Here is a 16781-nt window from a genome sequence, read left to right on the forward strand (position 1 = left end):
GTGAGCGTGACCCGGCGCGCTTAGGAATCGGAGTGTAAGCGACCTTGGTCATTGTGACCAAGGCCCTTACACGTAGACTCTTGCGCCGGCGAACGCGTTATGATTCGGTGCCGATTTTCGGTGTTTCGACCTGCATCTGGTTATTCATCACGTTGTAGTCTTTAGGTCCGTCGAGATGTTTTTCAATGAGTCGGAAGAGGCGGCTGATGGTGAAGGTCATGATGAGGTAAATGCCGCTGACGATCAGATACGTGTGGAAGAACTGGAAGCTTTGTCCGGCGATGGTTTCACCGCTGAAAAACAGTTCGGAAACAGAAATGACCGACAGCACGGAAGTGTCCTTGATGTTGACAATGAACTCGTTCGTGACTGCGGGCAGGGAATTGCGAACCGCTTGCGGCAAGATGACTTTCATCATCGTTTGCAAGTGGGTCATGCCTAACGCGCTTGCTGCTTCAAACTGGCCTTCATCGACGGAGATAATACCGCCGCGGATGATTTCGGAAATGTAAGCACCAGTATTAATCGAAACGATCAAAAGCGCTGCGGTGGTGCGATCCATGTTCAGATGCCAGGCTTGGGCCGCGCCGTAATACAAGACCGCTGCCTGAACAATCATTGGCGTGCCACGGAAGACTTCGATGTACAAGGAAAGCAGCCAATTGATAACCGCTCGTAGGCCGCGTTGGCCCAGTTTCTTGGGTTTTGGTATGGTCCGAATAATCCCGACCAGCAAGCCGATAATGAAGCCGACAAGAGTGCCGACCAAGGCTAACAACAGTGTCATACCGGTACCACGCAAGAGCATCGGCCCATACTGTTTCATAATGGCCATGAACCAATTGCCACTTTTTTCGGTGGAAGGTTGATTGTCAACCGCCTCGTTCATCAGACGTGCCCGTTCTTTATTGGAAATCGTGGCAAGCAGCTCATTGATTTTAGCTTTATTGGGATCATTTTTCCGCAAGCCGATTGCCAAGTTAGTATCACTGGCATCGGTTTTAAAACCCTGACCCTTGGCAAAATGGATGTACATCAGATTTGGATTGGCCCGTTCTGCCGTGATCCCTTCAGGCACTTCGGAAACGTAACCATCGATGGTACCAGACTCCAAAGCGACCCGCATCGCCGGAAAGTCGTTCATTGCCGGTTCCTTGACGACACCTTTGATTTGGTTGATGGCCTGATAGTGATAAGTACTGAGTTGTGCCGTCACTTTGGCGCCTTTAAAATCAGCAATGCTCTTGGCTTTGGCGTATTTGCTGTCTTTGCGGACGACCATGGTTAGGTTTGAGATGTAGTATGGATTGGTAAAATCGATTGTTTTCCGGCGATCCGGGGTTGGCGACATCCCGGCGATAATGGCATCGATTTTGCCGGAAGTTAAAGCAGGTGGAAGGCCATCCCAAGAAGTTTTGACCACGACCACTTTTTTGTGCAGTGCTTTAGCAACTTTACGCGCAATCTGAACATCGTAACCATTTGCGTACTCATGGCTCCCCTGAATCTTGACTGCGTGATTGGCGTCGGTATTTTGCGTCCAGTTGAACGGTGCATAGCCGGCCTCCATACCGACCTTGAATGTGTTGTCATCGCTGGCAGCATTAACCGGTTTAGCGGCAAAACCGCCAAGTAGCAGGCTCAATGCAAGCCCAAGCACACCCAAACGTGCAACCCAGTGTTTTTTCATATGTGACATTCTCCCTTCTTATAGTGGGGAAATAGAGCTGGAACCAAAAAATCGACCTTTATTGAACAAGCAACAAAGGTCGATTCCATCGATTTTAGTCATAAACCAGAATCATAGCGCCCCGAAGCAACTTGCTTCGACAGTCCATGAGTTATGCGCTCATGGCCCAATGCGGATCGTCCGAACACGGCCCGACATTTCGGCGGTGGCACTTACGACTGGTTCAACATGATCCGGCACTCCCCAGTTTTCGTTACCCACCGCAACCTCTATTTCTTAGTGGTGTATTTAAATGTCAAAATCGAGTGTAACGGAACGGAAGGTAGATGTCAATTGGATGTGAACGCGTGTATGGTGGGAGAGGATATATTAGCAGGCATACTTACGAGAAGTATTTTTGAACCTCTGTCAAAACATAGAAACAAAAGCTAAGACGTTATTAAGGATATGCAGCGTGGTGCTATAGCGCAAATCCCCAGTAAGCGCGTAGACGGAACCAAATAGCCATCCCATGGTGCAGTAGACTAAAAGATTTACGGTGAAATGGGGTTCGTGAAGCAAACCAAACACAAAGCCGGAGACCAAGACAACGGAAATTTTGCTCATAATAGTGTTTTTGTTGAAAAAATAGTTAAAGAAAATGCCGCGGAATATAAATTCTTCAATAATAGGTGCCGCTAATACAGCGTCAATACTGGCTAATACTGGCGCAGTTCGAATGAACTTGTTAACAAGCACCTGATTCGTGGCATTGTCCGCGTTGAAAGGCGTGAGAGATTCAATACACAGCAATCCGAAAAGAGACGCAACCCCAATGAGAAGTATAAGCATGTTCTTTTCCGAAAGTGGCTTTAGACCATAGTCATTTGGATTAAAACGTTTTAATTGACGGAAATATAGCCAATGAAGAAACCAAATGAATGATCCTTTCAATATTAATTCAATCACCAGAACTTCATATTGGTCACGCTGCAATCTGCTGATAGTAAAAAAATCATGGAATTCAGTTAAGACATCAAGCAGTATGATGCCTGTGAGAAGAAGTGAGCGCTTCACCAATGAACCGCCAATAGATATTATTTTCTCCAATTGTCTATCCTTCTTTAGACTTTTGAATGCTATAAAAATCGGACTACATAAATATGCGCCCATTGTAACAGGTCTTAATAGTTAACAAGCATAAAAGTAGACAAAAAATTAAAAACCAAAACGTACAGATTAACAAGTGCGAAACCCATAAAGCTGTTTCCATTTTGAAAAAATGACAAAACTTGTTAAGCTTGTCCAATAAGCTTCTCATAAAAGGGGCGGTGCTGATGGCGGAGGAGCCTATCAAAGTTGGGGCCTATTTACGGGCGCTGCGCCTTGAGGAAAATGATTCATTAGAAGAGATTGCGGCTGGGATTACAACAGTCGCTACTTTGTCACGGTTTGAACGGGGTGAAACTCAACTCAGTGCCGCGGTTATTTTAAAATTGCTGACACGTTTTGATCAAGATGTTGAATTAATGCAACAAGGTTATCGGACACTTAATCGGGAAAATTTTTTTCAGCAGGTTGATCGCGCTTCAGTTGACTGCCATCATTGATACGCGGGATTTGAGTGGATTGATTAAAGCTTTTGCAAATCAAGTTCAGAAGCCTAATACCCCTCAAGATCATTTGAATCTTGCCAACCGAGCGTTTTTGACTGCCACGCTTCGGTATATTAGTGCGGGAAAGCTGGATAATGCGCAGGCAACATTGGCACTCATCGAGCAGGCAACAGTTGGCGATCTGGGTGTCGAGTTTCAGATTGCCTGCACCAAACGACTGTTGATGACTTATGCCACAGACAAGAGAGTCGCGGCGCGCGGACAGCGGGAATTAGCGCAATTAAAGGCGTTGTTGGATGAAGTGGCTGCACCGGCGTGGACGGCAACATGGCTGCCTGCGTTGGAGGCCTTGGCTGAGGCGAAGCGGTGTGGCAAGGAAGCTTGATTTGGTCGTGGCAGCAGTTAGGTCAGGAATATTTATTTCTAGGGAAATTCAATACTAGCAGTCTAAGGCGGACTCGCAATCGGCGGCATCAAGTTGATTGCGAGTCCTTTTAGCGTTGTTCCACGTGAAACGCGTTTAAGCCACTTACACACCGATTCCTAAATATTTCTGCTCACGCTCACATAAAGAACGCGCCGCCTTGTGGATCTTTGATGTTGATGTGAACAACCTTTAGCAAGTAACGCAGTCGACGTTCTTGCGTCGGTTGATCCAAAATGTGTTCCAAACTGATCGCCTGTTGGCACATCTCAAAGCCAGCTGAAGTTTGGCCAATGACCGCTTGGTACCAGCCACGGAGAAATAAGAGGATGGCGGAGTTTGAGAGGTCGTTTGTGTCATGCAAAAATTTTTCGACGGTAGTAAGAACTTTTTTGGCAGCGGTTAGATGGCGCGTGTTGACGAACACCGTGAAGGCAGAAAACAGTGTTTGAATCCGTAGATTGCCGATCTGGTTAAAGGCTTGATATTTTTCCGAACGCTTCATTGCGAGCGGTAACAGATTTTGGATTGTCTCGACGGGTAAGGCGACCATCAAGTGGCGGAACCAGTAAAGCTCAAAATAATTCCATGTTTCCACAGAATAGAGATAGCTGACGAGTGGCCGTGCCAGTTCCTGCAATTTTACCATGGCATCGGTCACATTTTTAAACGGAAATGGCTGGTCGGGCGGCTTGACCCGATCAATCAAGGTGAGGCGAAAGATCTGAATACTAATGAGTTCAAACTGGGTTTGGCGATTGTGGTCGTTTTCGTATCGTTTCTGCCAAGCCTTTTCTTGTTTCAACAAATAGTCGTAGTCGGCCAGGGTGGGGTGGTCAACACTCAAGCTGTCTTGCAAGGCAAGGATGGCTTCGAAGTCGCGATGAATTAACGTATTGTAGACAAATCTTGAATTGGCCGCTGGCGGCACAGCCCCTGCTTGGAGATCGCGAATAAAGACGAATTCTTCGACCGAAATATTGATGCGAAAGAGTAAATGGCTCAGGCGGGCAAAGCTGATATTGGAACGGCCTTGCTCGAACTTACTAATGAAGGCAATGGAATTATGTGCATCAGCTACTTGCTCCAAGGTCAGATGGTGGTTGCGCCGGAGTTGACGGAAGACGGTGCCATCGGTGGGATTAATTTTTTCTACCATAGTGGAATTTCACCTCGTCTTGAGTGTAGCCTGCTTACACTCAAAGTACAAACCAAGTAGGAATCAAAAACGACATGCTTGGCAACAGGGAGGTAGCAACATGCATGAATATTTCAATAATCGTGGTTATCGTGCCATTTTAAATGCCAGTTTGTTGAGCGGTATTGGCGATAGTCTGTATAACATTGTTTTCATTATTTACGCGGCAACAATGCCGTTTAAAAGTCTCGCCGTTACTTTGGCAGCGATGGCGACCACCTTACCGACGATGTTGTCGTTGGTAACCGGTAGCTTGGCTGATCGCACGCAAACCAAAACCAGTCACATGATTGCCACGCGCATTGCTCAAACGTTACTTTTTCTTGGATTGGCAGGGATGATGTTGTTGCCGGCCAGCCTACCGTTGTTTTTGCTATTGCTTGGCATCAACATTGTTTCCGATACCTTAGGCCAATATGGGAACGGTTTGGTACTGCCGCTGCTGCATCGGTTGATTCCTGCCAAAGAACTGAACACGGCGATCAGTTTTCAAAGCGCGACCGGTACGACGGTCCAAATGGTTTTTCAGGCAGTCGGTGCGAGCCTGATAGTGCTACTTGACCACAATTATTCGCTGTTTGGTGGGATTAACGCCGCTACGTTTTTACTTGCAGCATGGGTTATAATCCGGGAAAAAATCCGACTTAAACAGGCCGAACCGCCAGTTATTGGGCAGACACATCAACCAATGTGCAAGAATATTGGTGGTGTTCTCAGATTTCTTGCAACCAACCATTTTCTTTTAGCAGTCATCATTTTTGCAATGTTTGTCAATACCTTAGGCTCATCGGTGGATGGTTTGATGTCGGTGTCGTTGGTTCAGGAACCAGGCATGTGGGCGCACGACTTCGGTACCACAGTTGCTTTGCTGAACATCGTCTTTTCGGTGGGCACGATTTTAGGGGCGTTGTTTGCCAAGGATGGCCTGCAACGACTTAGTACCTTCAAGTTGCTGAGTCTTTTAACAGCGGCGATGATCGGACTTAGTTTTAGCTTCTGCCTCTTCCGTTCGCTTGCTGCCGTCATGGGATTCAGCTTTGTGACGTCTTATCTCATGGGGAAAATCAATCCTCGGCTATCGACGGTGATGATGCGGCTTGTTCCTGAGCAGCGGATGGGCACGACAGCAGGTGTGGTTAATCTAGTTGCGTTGTTAGGTATGCCGATTGGACAAGTGGTCTTCTTCACGATGGCAAATGTCGTAAGTGCTGCAGCAAGTTGGATGCTCATGGCGGCGCTGTCAGCCGTGTTATTATTAGTGCTTTTATTGGTAGGCACACGCATTGCCGACCCAGTCTTTACCGATTCTGAGGGCCAGTCAGAAAAAGCTTAGTCGGGCTTTGAATTAATTGGTATTGACCAATATACCAATTTCAACAGATGCCAATTTGAAGTGTGTAATGGATGTATGCGCTTCTTTTTTAAACTTCATTTTAAGTGAAAATGCTTGCATAGCGGCGCGGAGGAAGTCATACTAATTTATTGGGAAGCCTTGTATTTTAGATTATTCTTGTTTTTAGCAGATATTATTTTCGAGGCAACCACAAATTTTTAGGAGGCGTAATAATGGTCGGAATCATTCTTGCTAGTCATGGCCAATTCGCTGCTGGCATCAAGCAATCCGGTCAAATGATCTTCGGTGAGCAAGAAAAAGTCGAAGCTGTGACCTTCATGCCCGATGAAGGCCCGGATGACTTGCACAAGCATCTCGAAGACGCGATCGCTAAGTTCGACCCAGACGATGAAGTTTTGTTTTTGATCGATTTATGGGGCGGATCACCATTTAACCAAGCAAACACGATTTATGAGGAGCACAAGGATAAATGGGCGATTGTTACCGGACTTAATTTGCCGATGCTGATTGAGGCTTATGGCTCGCGGCTGTCAATGGATTCTGCACAAGACATTGCCGCACATTTACTTGAAGCCGGACGTGACGGTATCAAGATTAAGCCAGAATCACTGGACAAGGTGAAGAAGCCGGCTGCTCAAGCTGCCGCACCAAGTACAGCCAATGCTGGCCAACCGGGATCATTCCAGTATGTTCTGGCCCGGGTTGATTCACGTTTGTTACATGGTCAGGTTGCAACTACTTGGACTAAGACCACGAACCCGACGCGGATTATTGTTGTCTCTGATTCAGTGGCAAAAGATGAATTGCGGAAGAACCTGATTAAGGAAGCGGCACCATCTGGCGTCAAGGCACACGTTGTTCCCATTGATCAGATGATTAAGTTGGCCAAAGATGATAAGCATTTTGGCGGTCAACGTGCATTGCTATTATTTGAAACACCTGAAGACGCATTACGCGCCATTCAAGGCGGTGTTCCGATTAAGGAGCTTAATATCGGGTCAATGTCGCATTCAGTCGGTAAGGTTCAGCCTAATAAAGTGCTGGCTTTTGACCAGAAGGATATCGACACCTTCCACGAACTGGCCAAAGATGGCATCAAATTCGACGTTCGTAAAGTGCCATCCGATCATCCGGATGATATGAACGCGATTTTGAAGAAAGCTCAAGACGAATTGAATGCGCAGAAGTAATTTTTGAAATGGAGGAAGAAGACTTATGACTTTGAATTTTATTCAAATCATCCTGGTCCTCATCGTGTCATTCCTTGCTGGTATGGAAGGTATTTTGGATGAATTCCACTTCCATCAGCCAGTTATTGCGTGCACGTTGATCGGACTTGTGACCGGCGACTTGACCCCTTGCTTGATGCTTGGCGGGCAGTTGCAGATGATCGCCTTAGGCTGGGCCAACATTGGCGCGGCCGTCGCACCCGATGCTGCATTGGCATCAGTTGCATCAGCTATTATTCTTGTTCTTGGCGGTCAAGGTACTAAAGGCATTAGCTCAGCGATCGCGATTGCGGTTCCGCTGGCCGTTGCCGGTTTGTTGCTGACCACTTTGGTTCGTACCTTGGCAACTGCTATCGTTCACATCATGGACCGTGCTGCCGAAGAAGGTAGTTTCCGTAAAATTGATTTCTGGCAATGGGTTGCGATCTGTATGCAGGGTTTACGTATTGCGATTCCAGCCGGCTTGATCCTTGCCGTTGGTGCCGGCCCAGTGCGGGCATTGCTTGAACAAATGCCTGATTGGCTCACCAAAGGTCTTGGTATTGGCGGGGGCATGGTTGTTGCCGTTGGGTATGCCATGGTTATTAACATGATGGCGACCCGCGAAGTATGGCCATTCTTTGCTATTGGTTTTGTTCTGGCGACTGTCAAAGAAATTACCTTAATCGGCCTTGGTGCTATTGGTATTTCCTTAGCATTGATTTACTTGGCTCTGTCCAAACAAGGCGGCGGTTCAAGTAATGGTGGCAGCTCAAATAATAGTGGTGCTGGCGATCCTGTCGGCGACATTATTGACAATTATTGAGAAGGAGGTTGACAAACATGGCTGAAGAAATTCATATCACAAAAGGCGACCGAATTAAGGTTTGGTGGCGGTCAACCTTCCTTCAGGGTTCTTGGAACTACGAACGTATGCAGAACGGTGGCTGGGCTTACACTTTAATTCCGGCGCTGAAACGTTTGTATCACACCAAGGAAGATCGCGCAGCTGCTTTAAAACGTCATCTGGAATTCTTTAACACGCACCCATATCTGGCATCACCGATTCTGGGTGTGACGATGGCACTGGAAGAAGAACGTGCCAATGGTGCCCCGATTGATGACAAAGCCATTCAGGGTGTCAAAGTCGGGATGATGGGTCCGTTGGCTGGTGTCGGCGATCCAGTGTTCTGGTTCACGGTTAAGCCAATCATCGGTGCGTTAGCCGCATCACTGGCGATGGCCGGCAACTTAATGGGACCGATCCTTTATTTCGTACTCTGGAATGCGATCCGTATGGCGTTCCTTTGGTACACTCAGGAATTTGGTTACAAAGCCGGGAGCAAGATTACCGAAGACCTTTCTGGTGGTTTGCTACAGGAGGTTACAAAGGGTGCCACAATCCTAGGTATGTTCATTCTGGGATCGCTGGTCAATCGATGGGTTTCCGTCAAGTTCACGCCAGTTGTTTCGGATGTTCCGAACCAGAAGGGCGCGTACATTGACTGGAGTTCATTGCCAAGCGGTAAATCCGGCATCCAAAAGGCGTTGGAATTGCAATCTCAAGGTCTGTCACTAACAAAGAATAAGGTGACAACGTTACAAGATAACTTGGATCAGTTGATTCCAGGCTTAATGGGCTTACTGCTCACTTTATTCTGCATGTGGTTGCTGAAGAAGAAGGTTTCTCCAATTATCATTATCCTTGGCCTGTTCGTTGTCGGGGTTGTCTTCCACGTCATCGGTTTGATGTAAGACAAATTACCAAAATCGAACAAAACGCCCAAAAGCTCAGACACAAAGTCTGGGCTTTTGATTTATAATGAAAGAGCGTGAGCGTGGCCGGTTAGAAACCGGAGCATAAGCGGCCTTGGGCGTGATGGCCGGTCTTTGGCCATTGCGACCAAGGTCCTTATGTGCAGGTTTCTGGCCACGCGAACGCGTTTTGGGGTTGTGCCTAAATCTGTGTAAGAATCTCCGGCATTTAGGGTTCAAATTCCCACATAGAACTTCTAACCACACCACACAAGATCAGTCTAAAAAGGATGGCAAAAAATGGTTCAATCAATTAACACCAAATCAGAATTAGTGATGGAAGGCACAGCTTTTATGGGGATGCCGGCTTATGGCAAGATCATGATCGGCGATAAAGGCTTCGAATTTTTCAATGAAAAAAACGTGCGTGACTTTTATCAGATTCCGTGGAATGAAGTTGACTGGGTCATTGCGTCCATCATCTTCAAGGGTAAATGGATTCCCCGTTTTGCCATTAAAACCAAAAAGAACGGCACATATACGTTTGCGGCAAAGGATGCTAAAAAAGTCCTGCGCGCCATTCGTGAGCACATTCCTGCCGATCGGATCGTCAAGTCGTTGACTTTCTGGCAAGTCGTGAAAAGAGCGTTTACCCGCAAAAAATAAATTGTGTTTTCTATCAGAAGACATCAAGAAAAGGCAGCCTGCCATTCCGGAGTAGCGGAAGTGGCGAGCTGCCTTTTTGCATTCTTGATATTTTGTAGCAGGGTATCGCCATCAGTCATGACCGTTAACCTTACTTAGTCCGAAACTCTTTGAACAGTTCATCAATAGAACTATATTCCGGATCGCGCAGTTGCACTTTTAAGGCCTCGGCGTTGCTGGCGGCTTGTTCTGGCAGGCGTGCGCCCGGAATCACCACGGCGATGTCGGGGTTCTTCATATACCAAGCAAGCATGATCTGCGCAATGGTTGCCTGATGGGCGTCCGCGATACCATCAACTTCGCGCAATGCGGCTAGAATTGTTTTGAACTGGGAAGCAGAAAAACGGCCGCTGAACTTTTCGGCATCGCCTGAACCGTACTTGCCGGTCAACAAGCCGGACGCAAGCGGGAAGTAAGGGACGAAGCTGATGTGTTGTTCTCTAAGGTAAGGGAATAGTGTCGTTTCAGCGTCACGATGCACGAGGCTATAATTGTCCTCCACAACGTCTACTTGCTGATCTTGGTTGGCTTCTTTGATTTGATCGAGTGAGAAATTCGAAACCCCAATGGCGCGCACTTTTCCTGCTTTGCGGGCATTGGCGACCGCATTGACAGCTTCGGCTTTGTCGGTTTTCTCATCTGGGAAGTGAATGTAGAAAATATCGAGATAGTCAGTTTTGAGCCGCAAAAGTGCATCATCAATGGCTTGGGTTAAAAATTTAGGATCATTGTTAGGTTTCAGATCTTGATGCGGATCCTGTGCCGCCTTGGTTGCCAAAATGATTTTTGCACGGTCATAGCCTTGAATCGCCTGACCAATTAAGGTTTCAGATTGACCAAGACCATACATATAAGCAGTATCAAGCATATCGATACCATGATCCAACGCCGTTTTCACAACGGCCAGTCCGTCTTCGTCATGCAGGTTGGGGAAAAGATTATGTCCACCAACCTTATTGGTGCCTAACCCAAGCTTGCCAGTGACAACATTGCTTTTTCCGATGGTTGTTGTAAGTGCCATGTGTTGACCTCCTTATCTTATTTGAGCTTGTTAATATACGCCTAGCATACTGCCAGTTTAGAAAAAGTAAGCGTCATGTGCAAACGCTATTTTTGATTTGCAGAATTAAAAATACTAGGCGTTGCGTTGATGATTAGCCCAACTGCAAACATGAGCAGGGTTAAAATCACCGTAACCCACAGAAGTAAATCCCATGAGCCAGTGAGCGTCTGGATGAAACCGTAAAGAATCGGTCCCACTGCCGCAAATAAATAGCCCAGGCTTTGCGCGAAACCAGACAGACTGGCAGTTTCGTAGGCATCGGCTGTTTTCTTTTGGAAAAAGACGATGCAGATGGCAAAGGCGGCTCCTGAGGCAACGCCCATGAGGAGGGAATAGAACACGTTTAAGCCGAAGTTGGCACCGGGAATCAGAATGCCTAATGCACCTAAGGCAAAGCCCAGCATGATGCCCCAGACACTGTAGGTGAGACCGTGGCGACGTTCGGCGATAAAGGGGATGGACAGTGTCGCGGGCATGCCGCTTAACTGAAAAATCGTGGCTAAATTGCCAGCAGCTATCTGTGAAAAGCCCGCTGCCTGCCACAGACTGGGCAACCATGTCAGCAGGGAATAGTAGAGAAAACTCTGCAAGCCGAAGAACAACGCAATCCACCAAGCTAGTAAGGAGCGCGAGACAGACACGTTTTTGTGGCCGCCATCTTGCCAGGTTTTAACTGGTGGCAAGGTGCGCAACGCTAATGCCCAAATCACCAAACCGGCAACACCGACAAGTGAAAAAGCAGCCATCGTTAACTTCATATGAAATTGCTGATTTAACAGGCCGGCCAGCCCGGTACCTAACGAAGCAACCAGGCCCATCGTCACAGTGTACAGACTTGTTTTTGCACCGATTGACTGCGGAAACTGATCTTTAATAATTGCCGGTAGCAAAACATTGCCCCCGGAAATTCCAAAGCCAATGAGCAGCGTGCCGATAATTAAGGCGACCAAACTAGGAATGATCCGCAACAAGCTACCAAGCAACAGGATCACGAGCGCAACTAGTAAACTCCACTCATTACCGCGGCGATTCCCCATTTTGGCAATCACCGGGGATGCCAACGCAAACATCAACAGTGGAATGGTCGTCAATAACCCAGCCATCGATGCGGGCAACCCAAGCGCGTGTTCAATCGTCGGTAACAACGGCGGGATCATGGTAATCGGCAAGCGCAAATTAGCACCCACCAAAAGGATGCCCCATGTAAGCAAAGCTGTTGATTGCTTCTTCTTCATCTGTCACGTTCCTCCTTGAAAAGTGCCTAATACATTAATGCTAACACTTCTGGGAAGGGCGCGAACAGGAGCACGTGGAATTCAATTTTTCTCATGCACCTGCCACGGCTTAATCGTCAACCCGATCGCAATGGCACCCAACAACGCCAACCCCGCAGCCGCCAGCATGGCCGTTTGCAAACCTGCAATAAAGTATTCTGGATGATTCGTCGGATACGTGATCACCCGACTACCGGCCAGCTGGCTCATTGTCCCAAACAAAATCGTCGTTGCCACCGCAGTCCCGCTGACCATTCCGAGATTACGGGCAAGCGCATTGAAGCTGCCAGCAATGCCCAGTTGATCTTTTGGCACCACTGACATCACCACGTCGCCGATGGGGGATTGGAACAACCCACTGCCGATCCCGATTAAAAGAGTACTGATGATATAAATGGTTATTGGCGCGTTCAATTTTAACGTTGCGCTGACAATACTGCCGGCCGCAATCAGCAGGCTACCAAGTAACGCAACAGCGGGTACCTGCCATTTGTCCGCCAGCCATCCGCCAAACGGAGCAAAGAACACCATCATCAACGGATACAGCGACAGCAAGGTTCCGGCAGCGCCTGGCGTGAGGCCGCGCGCATCTTCAAGGTAGAAAGGCATTAAAACGGTACTGAAAAATTGCACCATGAAGATAAAGAAGACGGTCAGAACGCCCAAGGTAAAAATGCGTACCCGAAAGATACTCATAGGCAATAACGGCGTCGCTTGATGATTTTCAAAGATAAGGAAGGCTGCCAGACTGACAATGGCTAAAGCAAAGGTGGCGAGCACAACCGGATCGCCAAACCCGCTTTGCTGAGCCAAATTCAATCCCCAGAAACCGCTGGCAATGGCCGTGGCCTGCAGCAACATACCCCATTTGTCATAAGTTCCGGGTTGTGGTTCGCCATTGTCCATTGACCACAGCGAGATCCCCAAAGCGACAACGCCAATCGGCACATTGATCAGAAAAATCATCGGCCAGCTAAAATGCGCCAAAATAAGGCCGCCAAGACTGGGACCGGCCACGCCGCCGAGTGCCACGAATGTACTGACAACACCCATGGCCCGGCCGCGCTCGGCTAAAGCAAAGGTAGACGTCACAATGCCATACGTGTTGGCGAGCGTCATTGCACCACCAATGGCCTGAACCATGCGACCGACCATCAGAAAATCAAACCCAAGATTAATCCCGGCCATCAACGAGCCGACCACAAACGTACCGGTGCCCCATTTAAAAATACGCCGCTTGCCAATGCGGTCGCCAAGTTTGCCAAAAGGCAGCAGCAAGGCACTCAAGACAATCAAGTATAGTGAAACCGTCCACTCCATGCGGCTCGCAGAAACATCCAGATTCTTCGCCATAATCGGAATGGCAATGTTGACAATTGAGCCGTCAAGATTCGTCATAAAAGCGAAAAAGCCTAACGCAATCAATAACCACCAACGTTTGGATCCTGTTGCAAAACGCTGCATGTCAATCCCTCCAAAACGCGTTCGCTGGCGCAGGAGCCGGAGTGTAAGGACCTCGATCGCAATTGGCCAAAGAGCGGTCAATCACACCCTAGGCCGCTTACATTCCGACTCCTAAGCGCGCCAGTTCACGCTCTGTGAAAATCATAGGGGCAATGGCGATTGTGGCCATTGCCCCTATGGAAACTAATATTGATTTTTCCCAACGGTCTGTTGCCGGAACATCAAACGTACGGCTTAAAAAGATTAAGCCCCTAAGTTGATGAAGTCACCGTTTTCAAGCAAAATTTTGACGAAATCAGGCACAGTGTCGGTTCGATTCCAGTCACGCTGCCACTCGCAGGCTAGTTGTGCATTGGTAATCAGCTGGGCACCGGCTTGTTCAACCCGGCGTAGTGCTGTTTCATGGGCAATCTTTGACGTGCCGCCAACCGCATCAACGACTGGATAAACGTGAAAACCTTCCGCTAATGCATCAAGTGTCGGGAAGGTGAGACAGGCTTCGGTCCATAATGCGGCCATGATAAGATTTTTGCGCCCGGTTGCCTTGACCGCTTCAACAAAATCCTGATCCTGCCAGGCATTAATCGAAGTTCGATCGATACTCGGTTGATCGCCTAAGACTTTTTTCAGATCAGGAATCGTATCCTTATTCCGGCCGCTTTTGACGTTAACCGTTGAAAGCACGATCGGCACTTGATACGCCTTCGCCAGTTTAGCCGTCATGACCACGTTTTGAATAAGCGCATGGTGGTTCATGGAGCCAATGGATTCAACCTGCGTTGGCTGATAATCAATCAAAATCAACGCCGAATTCTCCGGAGTCAACAACCGATCTGATACAGGATCGCGCCGTGGATAACTTGTCATTTAAAATCACTCCTACTCTTAGTGAATGACGAATCTGAAAGCATCTCTACCAAGCTATTCTAATCCCATCTTGATCAAATCAGTAATATTTTGCCCAGAGCGTGAACCGGCGCGTTTAGAAGTCGCAGTGTAAGTGGCCTCTAGCCCCAAATGGCTGGGCTTTGGCCATTTGGGGCTAGGAGGTCCTTACACGCAGACTTCTGCGCCGGTGAACGCGTTTTAGAGAAGTATCATAGAACGCCAGCAGCAATCCATAACATTAACATTGGCAAGCTCCACTCACAGCCCTTACAAGCAGACGTTACACGCCCACACCTTTCCTCAACTATTAAGATCAGCTAAAATATGCCTAACCACCATGTCTTGTGACCAACTTGCGGGAATTGCCTGTTCGCCGGGAACACCCAAAAAGTCATGAGGCTGAAACCAGCGACGCATGCTGTCGGCACCAAATTCGTGGGCTTTGGCTCGGCTTGCATGGCGATGAAGTGTTTCTTCAAATGGCAGGTCATAATAGTAGACAAAACTACGATCAGTTGCGGCAATTAACCCCTCCAGCATCTGGCCGTAACGCGCTGCACTAAGAATGTCCTCCACGATGACGACTTTTTCGTGCTGTAAGCCGAAGCGGGCAATGAGATCAATCAAAGCGATGTTTGGACTATTAGGTTTGTCTTTTTCGGCTAACATATCGCGGCGGATCACATCCTGTGAGATCAAAAGTGTGTCAGCGAGTTGCTCGTGCAAGGCCTTCGCCGTTGTTGTCTTGCCACTGCCGGAGTTACCACGAAGAATCACGAGTTGATGCATCAGTCAAAATACCCCGTTTCTCCAGCGATAAAATGGGCGAGTGCCTCTTGGTGTTGGCGGTTGAACAAATGTGGTGCGGCATTCGGTTCGAAAAATTGAAGATCCTCGGTTTCATCGTTGTCGCCGTTGAATTCGCCGCCTAATTGTTCCACGCGAAACACTGGACATAACCATTGGGCGACATCGCCGTTTGGGTAGGTGAGGTTAAGATTGCCGTTGACGCCAAGCAAGGAGACGACCTCGACCGTTAAGTTAGTTTCTTCTTTGAACTCGCGCACCATCGTCTGGGCAGGCGTTTCGCCATATTCAATCGTACCGCTGATAAGGCCCCATTCACCGCTGAAATCACTGCGTTGCTGAAGCAAAACGCGACCCGCCGCGTCAGTCAAAATGCCAATGGTGCCGGCCATAATCAACGGTGTATGGCCAACCTTCGCACGAATCTGCTTAATATAATCTGCCAAAAAAATCCCTCCCAAGAATTTAGTCATTCCTCGCACGTCAAGATAGGGGACATGCCACGCATTAGATTAACATACTTGAGACTTAGATTATTTCCTGGGTAATAATTGTGGTATGTTGTAACTAAACACTTAGCGCAGGTGGCAATGTTAAGAAACTGACGTACATGTCGCTAGAAAAGGCGTTGAAGAAGGCGGCAACCAACGCTTGCTAGCAGCAAAAAAATTGCAATTGAAATCAAGAAAGAGAGAGTGCCTGAACATGACAGTAACGCTAAAGCATTTTCAAACCGAAGACCTTGAAACATTGTGGAAAGTTGCCTTTTCCGATCCTGATGCAGAATGGCACAAGTGGAACGGCCCTTACTTTAACGATAAAGTACCTACACTGAAACAAATGCAGGAAGATCAAGCCAATCAAACCGGCTATCAATGGGTGGCCAATCCTTTTGTTAACGGCATTTGGAATGATGGCATTTTAATCGGCGACGTTTCTGCGCATTATGAAGATGGGGATTTGCAACGGTGGCTGGACCTGGGCATTGTGATTTATGACGAATCCTATTGGGGAAAAGGCATCGGCAAGCAGGCGTTGGATCAGTGGATTGATCGCATTTTCGGTCTGATTGGCTTGCCACATCTCGGGATCACGACTTGGTCTGGCAACGAGCGGATGATCGCTTTGGCCAAAGCCGTGGGGATGAAGCAAGAAGCTCGGGTGCGCCAGGTTCGTTATTACCAGGATCGCTACTGGGATTCCATCAAATATGGCATTTTACGCGAGGAATGGCAGGCTCTGCGGCAACAAGGGCAACAAGAGTAAAAAGAAAAGACCAACAAAAGGGCGGTTCAATCAAGTCGCTTTTTTGCTGGTCTTTTGAGATGCATGCATTTAAATGATGGTACGAAGAAA

The 16781-nt window shown here is 47.9% G+C and carries 15 protein-coding genes, 2 pseudogenes and 1 riboswitch; of the genes and pseudogenes, 8 read left to right on the plus strand and 9 right to left on the minus strand.

What is annotated here, in order from left to right:
• Positions 1-97: 97 nt before the first annotated feature.
• Together BVJ53_RS12890 and BVJ53_RS12895 are read right to left on the minus strand one after the other, a co-directional pair.
• Complete coding sequence (locus tag BVJ53_RS12890; protein ID WP_167470209.1) at positions 98-1699, minus strand: ABC transporter permease subunit; 1602 nt, start codon at positions 1697-1699, stop codon at positions 98-100.
• A gap of 97 nt (positions 1700-1796) precedes the next feature.
• Positions 1797-1970: riboswitch (Lysine riboswitch) on the minus strand.
• A gap of 128 nt (positions 1971-2098) precedes the next feature.
• The gene (locus BVJ53_RS12895; RefSeq protein ID WP_158280514.1) at positions 2099-2779 is read right to left on the minus strand and encodes a CPBP family intramembrane glutamic endopeptidase; all 681 of its coding nucleotides are present in this window, start codon (positions 2777-2779) and stop codon (positions 2099-2101) included.
• Positions 2780-3006: 227 nt separating this feature from the next.
• On the opposite strand from BVJ53_RS12895, the pseudogene BVJ53_RS12900 reads away from it, so the two are divergent.
• Both BVJ53_RS12900 and BVJ53_RS12905 read left to right on the plus strand, forming a co-directional pair.
• Positions 3007-3264: pseudogene (locus BVJ53_RS12900) on the plus strand (helix-turn-helix domain-containing protein); the annotation flags it as partial.
• A pseudogene (locus tag BVJ53_RS12905) lies at positions 3245-3670 on the plus strand (helix-turn-helix domain-containing protein); the annotation flags it as partial. The pseudogenes BVJ53_RS12900 and BVJ53_RS12905, both read left to right, overlap by 20 nt.
• A gap of 178 nt (positions 3671-3848) precedes the next feature.
• On the opposite strand, the gene BVJ53_RS12910 reads toward BVJ53_RS12905, so the two are convergent.
• The gene (locus BVJ53_RS12910) at positions 3849-4868 is read right to left on the minus strand and encodes a helix-turn-helix domain-containing protein (RefSeq protein ID WP_129302755.1); all 1020 of its coding nucleotides are present in this window, start codon (positions 4866-4868) and stop codon (positions 3849-3851) included.
• A gap of 100 nt (positions 4869-4968) precedes the next feature.
• Here BVJ53_RS12910 and BVJ53_RS12915 point away from each other — a divergent pair, with 100 nt between their 5' ends.
• The 5 genes from BVJ53_RS12915 to BVJ53_RS12940 all read left to right on the plus strand — a co-directional run bounded on the left by BVJ53_RS12915 (position 4969) and on the right by BVJ53_RS12940 (position 9890).
• Positions 4969-6240, plus strand: coding sequence for an MFS transporter (locus BVJ53_RS12915; protein ID WP_129302756.1), 1272 nt, complete (start codon positions 4969-4971; stop codon positions 6238-6240).
• 233 nt (positions 6241-6473) lie between these two features.
• On the plus strand, positions 6474-7451 hold the full coding sequence (locus BVJ53_RS12920; protein WP_129302757.1) for a mannose/fructose/sorbose PTS transporter subunit IIA: 978 nt from the start codon (positions 6474-6476) through the stop codon (positions 7449-7451).
• Between the two features lie 25 nt (positions 7452-7476).
• Positions 7477-8295, plus strand: a complete 819-nt coding sequence (locus BVJ53_RS12925; RefSeq protein ID WP_129302758.1) for a PTS mannose/fructose/sorbose transporter subunit IIC — start codon at positions 7477-7479, stop codon at positions 8293-8295.
• A 17-nt stretch (positions 8296-8312) separates the two neighbouring features.
• Positions 8313-9224, plus strand: coding sequence for a PTS system mannose/fructose/sorbose family transporter subunit IID (locus tag BVJ53_RS12930; RefSeq protein WP_129302759.1), 912 nt, complete (start codon positions 8313-8315; stop codon positions 9222-9224).
• A 300-nt stretch (positions 9225-9524) separates the two neighbouring features.
• Positions 9525-9890: a DUF956 family protein gene (locus BVJ53_RS12940; protein ID WP_129302760.1), complete on the plus strand. Its 366-nt coding sequence runs from the start codon at positions 9525-9527 to the stop codon at positions 9888-9890.
• A gap of 130 nt (positions 9891-10020) precedes the next feature.
• Here the strand turns inward: BVJ53_RS12940 and BVJ53_RS12945 are convergent, their stop codons facing one another.
• From BVJ53_RS12945 to BVJ53_RS12970, 6 genes are all read right to left on the minus strand, one after another.
• The gene (locus tag BVJ53_RS12945; RefSeq protein WP_129302761.1) at positions 10021-10950 is read right to left on the minus strand and encodes an aldo/keto reductase; all 930 of its coding nucleotides are present in this window, start codon (positions 10948-10950) and stop codon (positions 10021-10023) included.
• Positions 10951-11036: 86 nt separating this feature from the next.
• Positions 11037-12227, minus strand: coding sequence for an MFS transporter (locus BVJ53_RS12950; protein ID WP_129302762.1), 1191 nt, complete (start codon positions 12225-12227; stop codon positions 11037-11039).
• Positions 12228-12308: 81 nt separating this feature from the next.
• Complete coding sequence (locus BVJ53_RS12955; RefSeq protein WP_129302763.1) at positions 12309-13730, minus strand: MFS transporter; 1422 nt, start codon at positions 13728-13730, stop codon at positions 12309-12311.
• 243 nt (positions 13731-13973) lie between these two features.
• A complete protein-coding gene (locus BVJ53_RS12960) occupies positions 13974-14597 on the minus strand; it encodes a hydrolase (protein ID WP_129302764.1) in 624 nt (207 codons plus the stop codon).
• A 321-nt stretch (positions 14598-14918) separates the two neighbouring features.
• On the minus strand, positions 14919-15407 hold the full coding sequence (locus tag BVJ53_RS12965; protein ID WP_129302765.1) for a kinase: 489 nt from the start codon (positions 15405-15407) through the stop codon (positions 14919-14921).
• Positions 15407-15871 carry an NUDIX hydrolase gene (locus tag BVJ53_RS12970; protein WP_129302766.1) on the minus strand — a complete coding sequence of 155 codons (465 nt, stop codon included), beginning with the start codon at positions 15869-15871 and terminating at the stop codon, positions 15407-15409. The genes BVJ53_RS12965 and BVJ53_RS12970 overlap by 1 nt, the downstream gene beginning before the upstream one ends.
• Before the next feature lie 259 nt (positions 15872-16130).
• Here BVJ53_RS12970 and BVJ53_RS12975 point away from each other — a divergent pair, with 259 nt between their 5' ends.
• Positions 16131-16691: a GNAT family N-acetyltransferase gene (locus BVJ53_RS12975; protein WP_129302767.1), complete on the plus strand. Its 561-nt coding sequence runs from the start codon at positions 16131-16133 to the stop codon at positions 16689-16691.
• The last annotated feature ends 90 nt before the right edge of the window (positions 16692-16781 follow it).

It is taken from the genome of Lacticaseibacillus chiayiensis (assembly GCF_004123795.1).
In the GTDB taxonomy this organism is placed as follows: domain Bacteria; phylum Bacillota; class Bacilli; order Lactobacillales; family Lactobacillaceae; genus Lacticaseibacillus; species Lacticaseibacillus chiayiensis.